General features: G+C 73.1%; 14 protein-coding genes. 8 read left to right on the top strand and 6 right to left on the bottom strand.

Features of this window, described 5'->3' with window-relative positions; translation table 11 throughout:
- Positions 1 to 319: 319 nt before the first annotated feature.
- The gene (locus tag ABD352_RS14005; RefSeq protein WP_344612759.1) at positions 320 to 1,741 is read right to left on the bottom strand and encodes a WGR domain-containing protein; all 1,422 of its coding nucleotides are present in this window, start codon (positions 1,739 to 1,741) and stop codon (positions 320 to 322) included.
- 174 nt (positions 1,742 to 1,915) lie between these two features.
- On the opposite strand from ABD352_RS14005, the gene ABD352_RS14010 reads away from it, so the two are divergent.
- The 3 genes from ABD352_RS14010 to ABD352_RS14020 are packed head-to-tail and all read left to right on the top strand — an operon-like array spanning position 1,916 to position 5,493.
- Entirely contained in the window at positions 1,916 to 3,637 is a 1,722-nt protein-coding gene (locus tag ABD352_RS14010) for a GTP-binding protein (protein ID WP_344612760.1), read from the top strand.
- 7 nt (positions 3,638 to 3,644) lie between these two features.
- The gene (locus ABD352_RS14015; protein ID WP_344612761.1) at positions 3,645 to 4,562 is read left to right on the top strand and encodes a DUF389 domain-containing protein; all 918 of its coding nucleotides are present in this window, start codon (positions 3,645 to 3,647) and stop codon (positions 4,560 to 4,562) included.
- Positions 4,555 to 5,493, top strand: coding sequence for a small ribosomal subunit Rsm22 family protein (locus ABD352_RS14020; protein WP_344612762.1), 939 nt, complete (start codon positions 4,555 to 4,557; stop codon positions 5,491 to 5,493). Before ABD352_RS14015 ends, ABD352_RS14020 begins: the two co-directional genes overlap by 8 nt.
- A gap of 48 nt (positions 5,494 to 5,541) precedes the next feature.
- On the opposite strand, the gene ABD352_RS14025 is transcribed toward ABD352_RS14020, so the two are convergent.
- The gene (locus ABD352_RS14025) at positions 5,542 to 7,392 is read right to left on the bottom strand and encodes a glycoside hydrolase family 9 protein (protein WP_344612763.1); all 1,851 of its coding nucleotides are present in this window, start codon (positions 7,390 to 7,392) and stop codon (positions 5,542 to 5,544) included.
- A 252-nt stretch (positions 7,393 to 7,644) separates the two neighbouring features.
- On the opposite strand from ABD352_RS14025, the gene ABD352_RS14030 reads away from it, so the two are divergent.
- The 4 genes from ABD352_RS14030 (at position 7,645) to ABD352_RS14045 (ending at position 11,731) form a co-directional block, all read left to right on the top strand.
- Complete coding sequence (locus ABD352_RS14030; RefSeq protein ID WP_344612764.1) at positions 7,645 to 8,163, top strand: SRPBCC family protein; 519 nt, start codon at positions 7,645 to 7,647, stop codon at positions 8,161 to 8,163.
- A gap of 69 nt (positions 8,164 to 8,232) precedes the next feature.
- Positions 8,233 to 8,757, top strand: a complete 525-nt coding sequence (locus ABD352_RS14035; protein WP_344612765.1) for a PadR family transcriptional regulator — start codon at positions 8,233 to 8,235, stop codon at positions 8,755 to 8,757.
- Entirely contained in the window at positions 8,754 to 9,437 is a 684-nt protein-coding gene (locus ABD352_RS14040; protein ID WP_344612766.1) for an ABC transporter ATP-binding protein, read from the top strand. Before ABD352_RS14035 ends, ABD352_RS14040 begins: the two co-directional genes overlap by 4 nt.
- A complete protein-coding gene (locus ABD352_RS14045; protein ID WP_344612767.1) occupies positions 9,434 to 11,731 on the top strand; it encodes an FtsX-like permease family protein in 2,298 nt (765 codons plus the stop codon). Before ABD352_RS14040 ends, ABD352_RS14045 begins: the two co-directional genes overlap by 4 nt.
- A gap of 59 nt (positions 11,732 to 11,790) precedes the next feature.
- Here ABD352_RS14045 and ABD352_RS14050 read toward each other — a convergent pair whose 3' ends face one another.
- Both ABD352_RS14050 and ABD352_RS14055 read right to left on the bottom strand, forming a co-directional pair.
- Positions 11,791 to 12,378 carry a P-loop nucleotide/nucleoside kinase family protein gene (locus ABD352_RS14050; protein ID WP_344612768.1) on the bottom strand — a complete coding sequence of 196 codons (588 nt, stop codon included), beginning with the start codon at positions 12,376 to 12,378 and terminating at the stop codon, positions 11,791 to 11,793.
- Positions 12,379 to 12,516: 138 nt separating this feature from the next.
- On the bottom strand, positions 12,517 to 12,678 hold the full coding sequence (locus tag ABD352_RS14055; protein ID WP_344612769.1) for a hypothetical protein: 162 nt from the start codon (positions 12,676 to 12,678) through the stop codon (positions 12,517 to 12,519).
- A gap of 109 nt (positions 12,679 to 12,787) precedes the next feature.
- Here ABD352_RS14055 and ABD352_RS14060 point away from each other — a divergent pair, with 109 nt between their 5' ends.
- Positions 12,788 to 13,690 carry a hypothetical protein gene (locus ABD352_RS14060; protein ID WP_344612770.1) on the top strand — a complete coding sequence of 301 codons (903 nt, stop codon included), beginning with the start codon at positions 12,788 to 12,790 and terminating at the stop codon, positions 13,688 to 13,690.
- Positions 13,691 to 13,725: 35 nt separating this feature from the next.
- Here ABD352_RS14060 and ABD352_RS14065 read toward each other — a convergent pair whose 3' ends face one another.
- Complete coding sequence (locus ABD352_RS14065; RefSeq protein ID WP_344612771.1) at positions 13,726 to 14,367, bottom strand: tyrosine-protein phosphatase; 642 nt, start codon at positions 14,365 to 14,367, stop codon at positions 13,726 to 13,728.
- Positions 14,357 to 15,130 (bottom strand): peptidylprolyl isomerase, encoded by a 774-nt coding sequence (locus tag ABD352_RS14070; RefSeq protein ID WP_344612772.1) that lies wholly within the window; start codon positions 15,128 to 15,130, stop codon positions 14,357 to 14,359. The genes ABD352_RS14065 and ABD352_RS14070 overlap by 11 nt, the downstream gene beginning before the upstream one ends.
- Between the last annotated feature and the right edge of the window lie 63 nt (positions 15,131 to 15,193).

Consider the following 15,193-nt stretch of genomic DNA (forward strand, 5'->3'; position numbering starts at 1 on the left):
CCCGGGGAGTCAGCCCGGACCGGGGCGCTGGTGCGAAGGAGGCGGCGGTGCGGGCAGACCGCCAGACCAGGCGCTTGATGTCGCCCAAGGCGCGGTAGAAGCCGCCGCGGGCGACCTCGCAGACCTCCGTGACCAGGTAACGGGCACCGGCCGCAACCCGGCGCGAGCCCGCGAACCGGCCCAACCCGCAGCCCGGCGCAAGCCCGCGAACCGGCCCAACCCGCAGCCCGGGCCAGGGCCAGGGCTCGGCCCGGGGAGTCAGCCCGGGCCGGGCCGGGGCGCTGGTGCGGCGGAGGTGGCTCAGCGGGCGGACCAGGGGTCAGACCAGGCGCTTGACGTCGCCCAAGGCGCGGTAGAAGCCGCCGCGGGCGGCTTCGCGGATTTCCGTTACCAGGTAGCGGGCGCCGGGCTCGCGGATGCCCTTGGGGAACTGGACCTGCCAGTCGCTGTTGTAGCCGGGGGAGATGACGCGGATGCGCAGGCGGGAGCCCTCGGCCACGCATTCCACGACGACGCCCTCCGACGGGTCGGTGGCCTCCTCGACGGTGGTGGAGGGGGTGGCGCGGTGCATCTGGGTCGGGGCCTTGACGTCGACGAACTCCGGGACGACGCCGCTCTCGGCCGCGCGCACGGCCGTCTCGCTGGCGTCGATGCAGGCCAGGGAGCCGTCGGTGGTGACGATGTAGAGCTTCTCGTCGTGGTACTGCATCGAGTAGGCGCTGCCGCAGCCCGTGCCGAGCTTCCACAGGCGGGTGCCGTCGGCGGCGAAGCAGTAGACCGAGGAGCGGTGGTCGCCGGCGAAGACGTAGCGGCCGTCGGGGGCGGTGGCGCAGGAGAAGATGGTGTCGTCGCAGCGGTACGTGACGCCGGGCTGGCCGGACTTCGCGAACTGCAGGACGGAGTTGGCGGACATGCCGGCGTAGAGGGCGTCGGACTCCTGCCAGCCGAAGAGGACGGCGCCGGTGGTCTGGCGGTGCCACAGCTCGTCGCCGGTGCGCCAGTCGTAGGAGGTCACGCCGCGGCTGTGGCCGTGGTGGACGGCGTTGGCGTCGCAGCGGACCATCCAGCCGGCGGCGCCGCGGCCCTGGCGGCGCCACAGGAACTCGTCCTCGTGGTCGATGCTGCACACGCCGCCCTTGGCGTCGGAGACGCCCAGGATGCCGTCGTGGATGTCCAGCCAGTAGATGTCGATGTCGGGGGCGATGGCGTAGGCCAGGCGCGGGACCTTGCCGGACAGGTCGTAGACGTTGCCGTCGTCGCAGCCGGCGTAGATCCAGGCGTCGTCGGCGACGATGCACTTCACGCCGTCGGGCAGCTGGAACTGGCGTTGCACGGTGGCGTCGTGGCCCAGCACCGTGATGGTGCCGGACTCGTTGCCGACCATGCAGACGTCCTTGTCGATGAAGATGCCGAAGGCCGGGGCGCCCGAGCGGTACTTCCACAGCACCGGCGCCGTCTTCGCCGTCGAGCGCTGGCTCACGATCACGCGCCGGGTGACCGAGCGCGGCGCCCGCTGGCCGGGGATCGCCGGCGCGTAGCCCTTGCGCACCTTCTCGCCGATCTTCTTCGCCGCGTCGGCCTGCGCCTTGGTCCCGTCGGCGTACGTCGTGGTCTTCGACTGACCGCCGTCGCCGATGCGGCCGTAGCGGACCGTCATCTGGTTGCCGTCGACGGTGACCTCGTAGAACTTGTGCGCGCTCCCGGTGTCCTCGGACAGCTCCAGATACGTCGTCTGCGGCATCGGCCGGCACCTTTCTCTGCTGAGGGGGTCGGCGACAGCGTAACTAGGGGGTACGACAAAAAGTCCCGCGGTACAGTCAGGCACCAGGTCCATTCGCGAATCGAGGAGCGGTCATGCGCGCACGTGTCACGTCCCGGCCGTTGCCCACCTCGCCCGCGAAGGACCAGACACGTCTTGAGCATCCTCAATCTCGGCATCGTCGCGCACGTCGACGCCGGTAAGACCAGCCTCACCGAGCGCCTCCTCTTCGAGGCCGGCGCCATCGACCGACTCGGCAGCGTCGACGCCGGCAGCACCCAGACCGACACGCTGGAGCTGGAGCGCCGCCGCGGCATCACCATCAAGTCGGCCGTCGCCACGTTCGCGATCGGCGCGACGACGGTCAACCTCATCGACACGCCCGGCCACCCGGACTTCATCGCCGAGGTCGAGCGCGCCCTGCGGGTGCTCGACGGCGCCGTCCTGGTGCTCTCCGCGGTCGAGGGCGTGCAGGCCCAGACCCGCGTGCTGCTGCGCACCCTCGACCGCCTGCGCGTGCCCGCCCTGCTGTTCGTGAACAAGACGGATCGCACGGGCGCCGACCCGGACCGGGCGATCGCCCCGATCCCGTCCGCGGTCCCGATGTGGCACGACCACGCGGAGGCCCTCGCCGAGCGCGACGACGAGGCCCTCGCCGCCTACCTGGCCGGCGAACCGATCCCGCCCGCCGTCCTTCGGCGGCTCACGCACAGCGCCGCCGTCCGCCCGGCGTACCGCGGCTCGGCGATCACGGGCGAGGGCATCGCCGAGCTGACCGCGGCCATCACCGAGCATCTCCCGAAGGCCCAGCAGGACGCCCGGGCGCCCCTGCGCGCCACCGTGTTCAAGATCGACCGTGATCACGCGGCACACGTCCGGGTCTTCAGCGGCCGGATCCAGGTCCGCGACCAGATCGGCCGGCAGAAGGTCACCAGGGTCGTCCCCGATTCCCTGGCGGCCGGGCAGATCGGACGCGTCTACGGTCTCAAGGGCCTGCGGATCGGCGACACCATCGGCGCCGGGCACCGGGCGGAGCCGCAGATATTCGCCCCACCCACCATGGAGACGACCGTCGAGCCGGTCGACGCCGGGCAGCGGCGCCGCCTGCACGCCGCGCTGAGCGAGCTCGCCGAGCAGGACCCGCTCATCAACCTCCGCCTGGACGAGGAGGCCGGCCGGCTGTCGGTCTCGCTGTACGGCGAAATCCAGAAGGAGGTCATCCGTGACACGCTGCTCGGGGAGTACGACCTCCGGGTCACCTTCGGCGAGACGGTCACCGTCCACGTCGAGCGGCCCGCCGGCACCGCCCGCGCCGGGGCCGTCATCGGCCGCGACGGCAACCCGTGCACGGCCACCCTGGAGCTGCTGCTCGAACCGGGCGAGGGGGTGCACCTCGCCGTGCCGGTGGAGCACATCCCGTTGTACGTCTACAAGTCCACCACGGCGTTCCACCAGGCCCTCCAGCGGTACGTGCGCGACGCCTTCGCCCGCGGCGGCCCGCACGGCTGGGACGTCGAAGGGGCGCGGGTCACGGTGACGCGCTGCGGCTACAGCGCCCCGAGCACCACGGCCGGCGACTTCAAGCGCCTGGTCCCGCTGCTGCTGCGGCGGGCGCTGACCGAGGCCGGCACGGTGGTGTGCGCGCCCGTGCACAGCTTCACCGTCGAGGGCCCGGCGGCGGCGCTGTCCACGATGCTGGGCGAGCTCCCGCGGTACCACGCGACCACCGAAACTCCGCAGCTCGACGGCCACCGCTTCCGGGTGACCGGACGGGTCCCGTCGGCCCGGCTCGCCGCGCTGGAGCGGGCCCTGCCCGGCCTGACCCACGGCGAGGGCACCCTGGAGGCGGCGTTCGCCGGTTTCCGGGACCAGCGATGATGGACCCGTGCTGCATCTGAGGGTGATCAGCCCGCCCGGGGACACCGAGCGGGTCGTCGGGCTGCTGACCAGGGAGGCCGGGGCCACGAACGTCGTCGTGCTGCCCGGGGCGGCCCGGGAGCCGGCCGGCGACCTGGTGCTGGCCGACGTCGTGCGGGAGGCGGGCAGCCCCGTGCTGTCCGCGCTGCAAGGGCTGGGCATCCACGAGCGCGGCTCGATCGCCATCGAGAACGTCGACGTGTCCCTGTCGCGCTCGGCCGAGCGGGCCGCCGACGCCGCGCCCGGGCTGTCCGGCGACGCGGTCGTGTGGGACGAGATCGAGCACAAGACCGGCCAGGAGACGGAGCTGTCGGCGACGTTCCTGGCCATGCTCGCGATCGCGACCGTCATCGCCGGTATCGGCGTGCTGCTGGACCAGCCGATCCTCATCGTCGGCGCGATGGTGGTCGGGCCCGAGTTCGGGCCGCTCGCCTCGCTGTGCGTGGGCATCGTGCGGCGCCGGCCCCACGCGGTGCGCCGGGCGCTGCTCGCGCTGGCCGTCGGCTTCCCGCTCGCCGTGGTCGTCACCGTGCTGACCACCTGGGGCCTGGACGCGCTGGGCCTGGTAAACAAGGGCATGCTGTTGAGCGAGCGCCCGCTGACCGACTTCATCTGGCGCCCCGACGCCCTGTCCTGGGTGGTCGGGTTCTTCGCCGGCATCGCCGGGATGCTCTCGCTGACCTCGTCGAAGGCGGGCCCGCTGATCGGCGTGCTCATCTCGGTGACCACGGTGCCCGCGGCGGCCAACGCGGCCGTCGCGCTCGCCTACGGCGTGCCGCACGAGGCCGGCGGCTCCGCCCTGCAGCTGCTGATCAACCTCGCCGCGATCGTCACCGCCGGGGTGGCCACGCTGCTGGTGCTGCGCTGGGGCTGGCGTCGTGCCTGAGCTGCGCGAGGCGCTCGACGAGGTGCTGCGCGACGTGCCGCCGGCCCGCGTCGCCGAGTCGGTGCGCCGCCTCATCACCGAGTACCGCGGCGGCGCCCCGGCCGACGAGCCGCTGCTGCGCGACATGGTCGACGCCACCGCGTACGCGGCCTACCGCATGCCGGCCACGCACGCCGCGATCGCGGCCGCCTTCGGGCAGCTGCCGCCGCTGGGGCTGAGCAGCCACGTCGACCTCGGCGGCGGCACGGGCGCGGGGGCGTGGGCCGCCCGCGACGTGTTCGGGCGCATCGAGTCGACCGTGCTCGACCAGGTGCCGGAGGCGCTGCGGCTCGGCCGGCGCATCGCCGCCGCCGAGAGCTTCGCCTGGCAGGAGTGGCGGCTGGGCGAGCCGGTCCCCGAGGCCGACCTGGTCACCGCCTCCTACGTGCTCACCGAGCTGGACGAGCAGGGCCGGGCCACCCTGGTCGAGCAGGCGCGGGCGGCCGCGCGCAAGGCCGTGGTGCTCGTCGAGCCGGGGACGCCGCAGGGGTACCGCCGGATCCTCGACGCCCGCGAGGTCCTGATCGCCGCCGGCTGGCACGTCGCCGCCCCCTGCCCGCACCAGCTCGCTTGCGGCATGCAGGGCCGGGACTGGTGCCACTTCGCGGCCCGGGTCAACCGGTCGGCGCTGCACCGGCGGCTCAAGGACGCGAGCCTGGGCTACGAGGACGAGAAGTACAGCTTCGTCGCCGCCACCAGGGAACCGGTGCCGAACGCCGTGGGCCGGGTCGTGCGCCACCCGGCGTTTCGCAAGGGCCTGGTCACGCTGCAGGTCTGCCGGCCCGCCACGACGGTCGGGCCGCTGCTGGTGCCCAAGCGGGAAGGGCCGCTGTACAAGGCGGCCCGAGACGCCGAATGGGGCGACCAATGGCCGCCCCATCCGTTCGTCTAGCTCGTTACGCGTTGTCCGCGACGAAGCTACGCATTGTCCGCGACGACGTTACGCGTTGTCCGCGACGAAGGTCGAGACCCACGCCAGGGACGCGTTCCAGTTGATGGTCAGCTCGTTCGTCGACCACGACTGGATGTCGTCCATGTAGCACAGCTGCGGCTTGCAGCCGCGCAGCGCGGCGCTGGCGACCTCGTCCTGCAGCTGCGAGTTCGGTCCGCCGGCCAGGGTGCCGCGCGGCGGGTTCGGCAGCTTCGGGTCGAGCTGGTGCGCGTACCAGCGGCTGTGCTGGTTCTTGGAGGCCTTCTCGCCGTAGCCGGTGACGTAGGACTGGTTCAGCGCGTTGCGGCCGAGGATGTAGTCCATGCCGCCGGCGACGCCGTCGCGGTACTTCGCCTTGCCGGTGATGTCGAACGCGGTGCCGACGACGGCGAGGTTGTTGAGCATCTGGCTGTTGGAGGCCCAGTCGTAGCCGCCCTCGGGCGCGTACGGCTGCCCGTACGCCTGCCCGTCCATGGTCTTGAGGAACCGGTCGGCCCCGTCGACCACGGACTGGCGGACGCGGTCGCGGTCGGCGAGCTGGTTCTTCACGGTCGCGAGGTCCAGCCGGCCGAGGGCCGCGGTGTTCTGCCAGTCGAAGGCGCGGTCGAACACGTCGGCCTTGTGCAGCGGCGAGGCGGTCACGTCGGCGCCGTACTGCTTGTCGCCGGTGGTGATGTACAGCTCCGCCGCGGCCCAGTAGAACTCGTCGCTCACGTTGGAGTCGTCGTAGGCGCCGCTGCCGGTGGAGTCGGAGGACGACGCGTACATCGTCGGGTGCGCCTGCGCCGCCGCGTACGCCGTCTTCGCCACGTTCAGCAGCTTCTCCGCGTACTGCTTGTCGTACGGTTCGAAGACCCGGGCCCCCTGTGCGGCCGCGGCGGCCAGGTTCAGCGTGGCCGCGGTCGACGGGGCGTGCAGCTGCCGCTGCTGGGTGTCGGCCGCCGGGTCGGTCGGCAGGCCGGTCCAGGCCGCGTCGGCGATCTTGTGGTGGGCCATGCCGGCCAGCGGCTGCCCGGCCGGGACCTGCATCTTGGTCAGGAAGTCGAGCTCCCAGCGGGCCTCGGCGAGCACGTCGGGGGTCTTGCCGCCGTGCTCGGGCACGCGCAGGCCGCGGGCCTCGGCCGCCTTCGGCGAGCGCTCGTAGGAGCTCATCAGCTGGGCGACCGAGATGCCGCCGTTGACGACGTACTTGCCGTGGTCGCCGGCGTCGTACCAGCCGCCGGTGACGTCCAGGGTGTAGTCGCACACGCCCGGCTGGCACGGCACCTTGCTGTCGCCGCCGCCCGGGCTCTCCGCCACGTGGCCGGCCTTGCGGGCGTAGCCGGGCGCGATCTTGCCGTCGATGGCGATGCCGCTGCGCTGCGGGTAGTAGAAGGAGAGCGCGTCGACGCCCAGCTGCTGGTAGGCCTTCGGGTCCAGGTCGAACGGCAGGCTCGCCTTGCCGTCGACCTCGAGCGTGTAGGTGTGCCCGGTCCCGCGGTACGAGCTGAAGTCCACGACGTGGGTGTTCTGGCCCGAGCTGGGGTCCATGCCCCTGGGCTGCGACTCGCCGGACGCGACCACCTTGCCGGCGTTGTCCTTGAGCTGCCACGGCAGCGGCTGGGACGAGTCCGAGATGACGGTCGCGCGCTTCGGGCCGTCCGGCAGGTAGCCGACCTGGTTCACGCGCACGGGCGTGTCCGGGATGTGGTCCGGGGTAACCGGGAAGGCGTAGGCCGTGTCGGCCCCAGCGCCGACGGGCAGGCCGTGCTCGTCGCCTCCGGAGAAGACGATCGGCAGGACGACTGCGGGCACCGCCACGATCGCGGCGACCGCGGCAAGGCGGCCCTTTCGGGACTGCAGGAAAGCGGGCAGACGCACAGCACTCCTCGTCGGTCGGGGTCAAGGGGGGCGCGCGGTATCCACAAAGAAGCGGGATCCACAAAAAGCGGGTGATTCCCGGGTGATTGCCGCGCGTTCTGGAGAACCTAGCGACCGACAAGCCGCGCTAGTCGGACAAAACGGAACGATTGTGGCCTCGGCCACATTTCGGCGCCGTGGTTGGCACAAACGCTCCTACGGATGGAGGAGTTCGTTTGCGCTTATATGCCGTCAGAGGCATATAGTGGGGTCATGTTCGATCCCGGACCGGCCGCGGAGGTCGGCTACACCGCAACCGAGGACGGTCGCTGGACGCTGCGTTTCGTCCGCGACCTGCGCCACTCGCCGCAGCGCGTCTGGCGGATGCTCACCGAGCCCGGCGAACTGGCCCGCTGGGCGCCATTCACCGCCGACCGGGACCTGGGGCACCCCGGGCCGGCGACGCTGTCGATGATCGACGGGGAGGCGGTGGTACCGCTGCCGGCCGAGGTGCGCGCCGCGGAGGCGCCGCGCCTGCTCGAGTACACCTGGGGAGACGACCTGCTGCGGTGGGAGCTGGGGGCGGCCGGTGACGCCACCCGCCTGACCCTGTGGCACACCATGGCCGACCGCGGGATGGTCTCGAAGATCGCGGCCGGCTGGCACCAGTGCGTGCGGGTCATGGAGCTCGGCCTCGACGGCACGCCGCACCCGCCGGTGCGCGGCAGGGACGCGCTGAACTACGGCTGGGCGGACCTGGAGGAGCGCTACCGCAAGACGCTGGAGTCGTAGAAGCCGAGGTCATGTGCTCTACACGACAGGTATACACAGCATGTATACCTGTCGTGTAGAGTCCTCGGCATGTCCATCGGTCAAGCGTTCCTCGGGCTCCTCGAGACCCGGCCCCGCCACGGCTACGACCTGAAGCGGGCCTACGACGAGCGCTTCGGCGCCGATCGCCCCCTCGCCTACGGGCAGGTCTACGCGACCCTGTCCCGGCTGCTCAAGCACGGCCTCGTCACCGTCGACAGCGTCGAGTCGGACGAGGGCCCCGACCGCAAGCGCTACGCGATCACCGACGCCGGGGTCGCCGACGTCGAGCGCTGGCTGGCCCAGCCGGAGAAGCCTGAGCCGTACCTGCAGAGCACCCTCTACATGAAGGTCGTGCTCGCCCTGTCCACCGGCCGCAAGGCCACCGAGGTGCTGGACACCCAGCGCGCCGAGCACCTGCGGATGATGCGCGAGCTGACCCGCCGCAAGTCCGCCGGGGACCTGTCCGACCAGCTCATCTGCGACCACGCGCTGTTCCACCTCGAGGCCGACCTGCGCTGGCTGGAGCTCACCGCCGCGCGCCTCGACGACCTCGCCGCGGAGGTGGCCCGATGAGCCCGAACGCGCTGCTGGTGGCCGAGGACCTGCACAAACGCTTCGGGGCCACCCCGGCGCTGGACGGCGCCTCGGTGACGGTCGGGGCCGGCGAGATCGTGGCCGTCATGGGTCCCTCGGGCTCGGGCAAGTCCACGCTGCTGCACTGCCTGGCCGGGATCATCACGCCGGATTCGGGGACGGTGTCGTACCGCGGACAGCCGCTCTCCTCCCTCTCCGACTCCCGGCGCAGCGCGCTGCGCCGGGGCGAGTTCGGCTTCGTCTTCCAGTTCGGCCAGCTCGTGCCCGAGCTCACCTGCCTGGAGAACGTGGCCCTGCCCATGCGGCTGGACGGCGCCAAGCGCCGCGACGCCGAGCGGCGGGCCGCCGAGTGGCTGGCCCGGCTCGAGATCGACGACGTCGCCAAGAAGCGCCCCGGCGAGGTCTCCGGCGGCCAGGGCCAGCGGGTCGCGGTCGCCCGGGCCCTCGTCACCGGCGCGCGGGTGGTCTTCGCCGACGAGCCCACCGGCGCCCTGGACTCCCTCAACGGCGAGCGGGTCATGCGCCTGTTCACCGCCGCGGCGCGGGACAGCGGCGCCGCCGTCGTGCTCGTCACCCACGAGCCGCGGGTGGCCGCCTACTCCGACCGCGAGATCGTCGTGCGCGACGGGCGGGCGCTGGACCTGGAGCGCGCCCGATGAGCCGGCCCCGCCGCTGGCTCGCCGACCTCGGCCTCGGCGCCCGCCTGGCCGTCGCCGGCCGGGAGGGGCTGCTGCGCACCGGGCTGACCGCCCTCGGGGTCGGGCTGGGGGTGGCGGTCCTGCTGCTGGCGGTCGCGATCCCCGGCATCCTCGACGGCCGGCACGCCCGCACCGACGCCCGCGACGACCTGCGCTACGGCGACCCGCCGCCGAAGAGCGACACCACCGTGCTGTCGCTGCCGATCATGAGCGCGTACCACGACCGCCAGGTCTCCGGCCGCTTCCTGCGCGCCGAGGGGGCCCACCCGGTGCTGCCGCCCGGCGTGACCGCCCTGCCGCCCGACGGCTCGATCCTCGTCTCCCCGGGCCTCCAGCAGCTCTTCGACTCGCCCGAGGGCGCCGTGCTGCGCGAGCGCTTCCCGCAGCCGATCGCCGGCACCATCGGCAAGGAGGGCCTGTCCGGCCCCAACGAGCTGTACTTCTACGGCACCCGCGCCGACCTCACCGCGGACGAGGACGGGGTGATGCGGCTGCAGCGGTACGGCAGCAGCAGTAAGGGCGACCCCCTCTCCCCCGTCCTGCTCCTCCTCGTCGTCGTCATCTTCGTCGCGCTGCTCATGCCCGTGGCCATGTTCGTCGCCGCGGCCACGCGCTTCGGCGGCGAGCAACGCGACCGGCGGCTCGCCGCCGTCCGGCTGGTCGGCGCCGACACCTGGATGACCCGCCGCATCGCCGCCGGGGAGGCGGTGGTCAGCGCCGCCCTCGGGGTGCTCGCCGGCGCCGCGCTCTTCCTCCTCGGCCGCCAGTTCGCCGAGCGCTTCGAGCTGGCCGGGATCAGCGTCTACGCCTCCGACATCCGCCCCACCCCGGCCCTGGCCGCGCTCATCGTCGTCGCGGTGCCGCTGGCCGCGCTGGCCATGACGCTGCTCGCGATGCGCCGGGTCGTCGTCGAGCCGCTCGGCGTGGTGCGCAAGGCCGTGTCCCGGGCCCGCCGCCGGATCTGGTGGCGGCTGCTGCTCCCGCTGGCCGGCCTGGGCCTGCTCGTGCCGCAGATGCGCGACAAGGCCGTGCGGGTCGACCTGCTGCCGACCGCCTTCGGGATCATCCTGCTGCTGCTCGGCGTGGCCACGCTGCTGCCCTGGCTGTGCGAGCGGATCGTCGCCCGCCTCGGCACCGGCGGCGGGGTGGCCTGGCAGATCGCGATCCGGCGCCTGCAGCTCGGCGGCGACGGCGCCCTGCGGGCCGTGAACGCGGTCGCGGTCGCCGCGGCCGGCACCATCGCGCTGCAGATGATCTTCGCCGCGGCCGAGGGCCAGAACACCAGGATCAGTCAGCAGGACGTCACCCAGGCCCAGGCCGTGATGAGCGCGCCGCTGCGCGGGCACGCGCTCGCCGACGTCGACGCGATGCTGCGGGCCAGCCCCGGCGTGACGGCGGTGCACTCGTACCGCCAGAGCTACGCCCACCTCGACGACGAGCACGCGTTCGAGGTCGTGGTGGCCGACTGCGCGACCCTGCGCCTGCTCGCCGACCTGCCCGGCTGCGCCGACGGCGACGCCTTCGCGGTCGACCCGGCGTCGTTCGCCAACCCCGAGATGGCCGGCGACAACGCCACCGGCAGCGCCGGCCGCCAGGTCGACCTGGGCGACGGCACGGTGTGGACGGTCCCGTCCCACCTGAAGTCCGCCCGCGAGCACCGCGACCCCTCCGGGATGGATCACGACGGCATCCTCCTGACGCCGTCCGTGGCGCCGCCCGACGCCGAGGGCCGGCGGGTGTACGCCCTCATCAGCGTCGACCTGTCCAACCCCGACGCCGTCGAGCACCTGCGCAACGCGGCGATGCGCATCGGCCCGTCGGCCGACATGAGCGTGCTGCGCTCCACCGACGTCGACAAGACCTTCGCGAGCATCCGCCGCGGCCTCTTCGCCGGCGCGACGGTGGTCCTGGTCCTGGTCGGCCTGAGCCTGCTCGTCGGCACGCTGGAGCAGCTGCGCGACCGGCGCCGCACCCTGGCCGCCCTGGTGGCCTTCGGCACCCGCCGCAGCACCATGGCCCTGTCGGTCCTCTGGCAGACCCTGGTCCCGGTCGCCCTGGGCCTGGTCGTGGCGGCCGTGCTCGGCCTCGGCCTGGGCGCCGCGCTGCTGCGCATCGTCAGCATGCCCATCAGCCTGGACTGGCCGGGCGTGGGCGTGGTGAGCGCGATCTCGGCCGCCGTGGTGCTGCTGGTGACCGTGGCCAGCCTGCCACCGCTGTTCCGCCTGATGCGCCCGGAGGGCCTGCGCTTCGAGTAGCGCCCGACCGCCGTCGCCGGCACGGGCCCGGCCGGGACAACCCCGGCCGGGCCGCGTGCTCAGCGTGCGGCCCTGACCCAGTCGATGACCCGCCGGGCCGACTCGGCCGGCGTGGCGTCGTCGGTCCGCACCACGGTGTCCGCGGTCTTGCGCAGGCGCTCGGCGAAGGCGACGTGCCGCTCGATCGCCCGCTCCCGCCACCGCGGCCGCGCCTCGAGCCGAGCGGCCCGGACGTCGTCGGCGCAGTCGAGCACGGCGAAGTGCACGTCCCCGACCCATCGCCGGCCGGGGAGGTCGTCGAGCTGCTCCCGCACGAACGGCCCGAGCAGCACGGTGGGGCGGCCGCTCTGCGCCACCCCGTGCGCCACGCTGAGCCAGGCGTCCCGGAACGCCGGCCAGTCCACCTCGCCGAACTCGCAGGCCCGCTGGAACGGCCCGATGAGCCAGTCCACGTCGAACACGAGGCATTCCCCGAGTCCGTCGACGAGGTGCGGGAAGAGCGCCGTCTTGCCCGAGGCGGACGCGCCGGTGACCACGAACAGCGGCAGCCGCTTGGCCCGCTCGCTGCCCCCGCACCCGGGGCAGACCGCGACGTCCCCCTGCGGCGCCATGACGATCGGGTCCTCGCAGCGCTGACAGTAGTGCACGCAACGAACGTACCGTCAGCGCCGCGGGCGTCCATTGTCGAAGGAAGTATGTGTTCGATGGGCGGTCACGCGCGCGCGGGCGGAGCGCAGCGCGTCGACCATGCGCCCCGCGAGGCGGGACGCCAGGAAGGGCAGCCCTCAGGAGATCAGCTGCGAGAAGAAGTCGCCGAAGCCGGTACCGAGCTGCGCGATGATGTCGCCGATGCCGCGCATCACCTTGGCCGCCGCGTCCGGGCGGTACGCCACGAACCAGACGACGAAGACGATCGCGCTCCATTGCAGAGTCTTTTTCAGCGTCATGAAACTTGTTGACCTTGCCCCCGTGGAGTCATTGGTGTATCGAACTCCAAACTAGCCCCACGAGGGCGTGATAGAGGGCGAAACGGCGGCGACCGGCATACTGACGACGATGACCATGCCCCTGAGCGCCCGCCGGCTCCCGTACGCCCCCGGGGTGTACCGCTTCCGCGACGACGGCGGGCGGGTGCTCTACATCGGACGGGCCACCGAGCTGCGGGCCCGCGTCGGGTCGTACTGGTCCGGCCTCAAGGACCGGCCCAGGCTGCGCCGCATGATGCCCGCGGTCACGGCCGTCGAGGCGGTCGTCTGCGCGTCGGTGCACGAGGCGGCCTGGCTGGAGCACAACCTGCTGACCCGGCGTAAGCCGCGCTGGAACCGGGCGCGCGGCGGGCAGGAGTCCACGGTCCACATCGGACTCGACGCGACCGCCGGCTCGCCGGGCCTGAAGATCCTGTACCACCCGGAGCCGGGCTGCTACGGGCCGTACCTCGGCGGCGGCCGCGCCCGGCTCGCCCTCGCCGGCCTGCACCGCATCCGGCCGCTCGCCTACACCGGCACCCGGCTGACCGGGGCCGAGCGCGACCTGGCGGCCAAGCGCGGCGTCACGCCCGAGGACCGCGAGCCGCTCGCCGCCCAGCTCGCCGCGGTGCTGGCCCGCGCGCCCGAGGCCCTGGCCGCGGCGAGGAGCGACCTGGTCGCGCTGCGGGAGCGGGCCGCCGAGGGCCTGCAGTTCGAGCTGGCCGCGCAGATCCACGAGGAACTCGAGGCGCTGGAGTGGATCAGCGGCCCGCAGCGGGTCTCGACGCTGGAGCCGGCCGAGTTCCGCGCGGCCGGCTGGGCCGACGGGCTGCTGGTGCTCTTCACGGTCCGGGCCGGGCGCCTCGACGAGTGGACGCAGCGCGCCTGCCCGGCGAGCCGCGCGGCGAGGTACCTCGCCGCCACCCCGGAACCGTGGCGTGACTTCGCCGGCCAGGCCGCCGGGCTGGCCGCCGCCCTGCGAGTGCCGTCCTGAGCTCAGCGCAGCCGGGAGCGGGTCCCGCCCTGAGCTCAGCGCAGCCGGGAGCGCACGGCGGACAGCTGCGCGCCGGTCAACCCGTGCGCGAGCAGGTACGCCTCCACGCCGCCGTGCACCTCGTCGATGCGCTCCAGCGCGGCCAGGATCGAGGCGGCCTCGCACTCGCCCCGCGGATGGCGGCAGTAGTCGGCGGCGATCACGTCGTCGGCCACCCCCGCGACCCGCAAGAGCACGGCGACCAGCATCCCGGTGCGGTCCTTGCCCTCCGCGCAGTGCACGAGGACCGGCCCCGGCGGCGCGTCGGCGACGGCGGCGACCGCACCGGCCACGCGCACCGCGTTGCCGATGATGCTCACGCGGTACACCTCGGACATCGGAGCCAGGTCGGCAAGGTCCCGCACGGGGTCGTTCACCTCGTCGATGAAGGGCCGCCAGTGGTACGCCCCGTCGCCGGCCAGCGGGCTCGGGTTCGCCGCGATCTCGTAGCTCGCGCGCAGGTCGACCACGCCGGTGAACCGGTAGGCGCGCAGCGCGGCCAGCCCCTCGGCGGTCAGGCGGTCCGGCGAGTCGGAGCGCACGAGCGCCCGTGCCCGCACGGCCCCGCCGTCCGCGGTCGGCAGCCCGCCGAGGTCGCGCGCGTTGTGACAGCCGGCCCAGTCGAGGCTAGTCGTCATAGCCGACCGTGACCTGCTGCAGGACCACGTCGATCTTCGGGGCGCCGTCGCCCGGGCTGGACGCGTCGGTCGGGTTGACCCCGCCGGCGGCGATCTTGTCGACCACGTCCATGCCGCTCGTCACGGTGCCCAGCATCGTGTAGTCGGGCGGGACCTGGGTGTTGTCCTTGTAGTTGATGAAGAACTGGCTGCCGTTGGTGTCCGGGTCGCCGGCGTTGGCGATGGCGACGGTGCCGCGGACGTAGCCCGAGCCGGGATCCTCGGTGTGGTAGCTGTACGCCGGCCCGCCGTACCCCGTGGCCGACGGATCGCCGCACTGCAACACGAAGATACTCTCGGTCGTCATCCGGTGGCACTTGGTGTTGTCGAAGAAGTGCTTGCCGGCCAGGAACGCGAAGCTGTGCACCGAGCACGGCGCCTTCCGCGCGTCCATCTGCACCACGATCGCGCCCTGGTTGGTGGTGATACGCATGGTCGCCCTCGTGGACTTGGACGGCGTGGCCGGCGGCACGCCGACGTCCTTGGCGGCCGCCTTGACCGCCGGGACCTGGTTCGCCGACGGGGCGATGAAGCGGCAGGCGACCGGTCCGGCGTCGGCCGTCGACCCGGTGGCGCCGGCCGACGGCTTGCCCGCCCCCGCCGCTCCGGGGGCCGCGATCTGGCGGGCCCGCTGCGGCGCCGTCGGCACCTCGACGTTGGAGCATCCGGCAAGGAGCAGCAGGCCGACCGCCGCGATGAGCGCACCGTAACGACGTGAGTTCACGATCGACAGCCTACGACCGGGCCGCCAGCCGTCGATACGGCTGTTACGTTCCGGAGGCCGGAC

This window comes from Dactylosporangium salmoneum (genome assembly GCF_039532525.1).
Classification (GTDB): Bacteria; Actinomycetota; Actinomycetes; order Mycobacteriales; family Micromonosporaceae; genus Dactylosporangium; species Dactylosporangium salmoneum.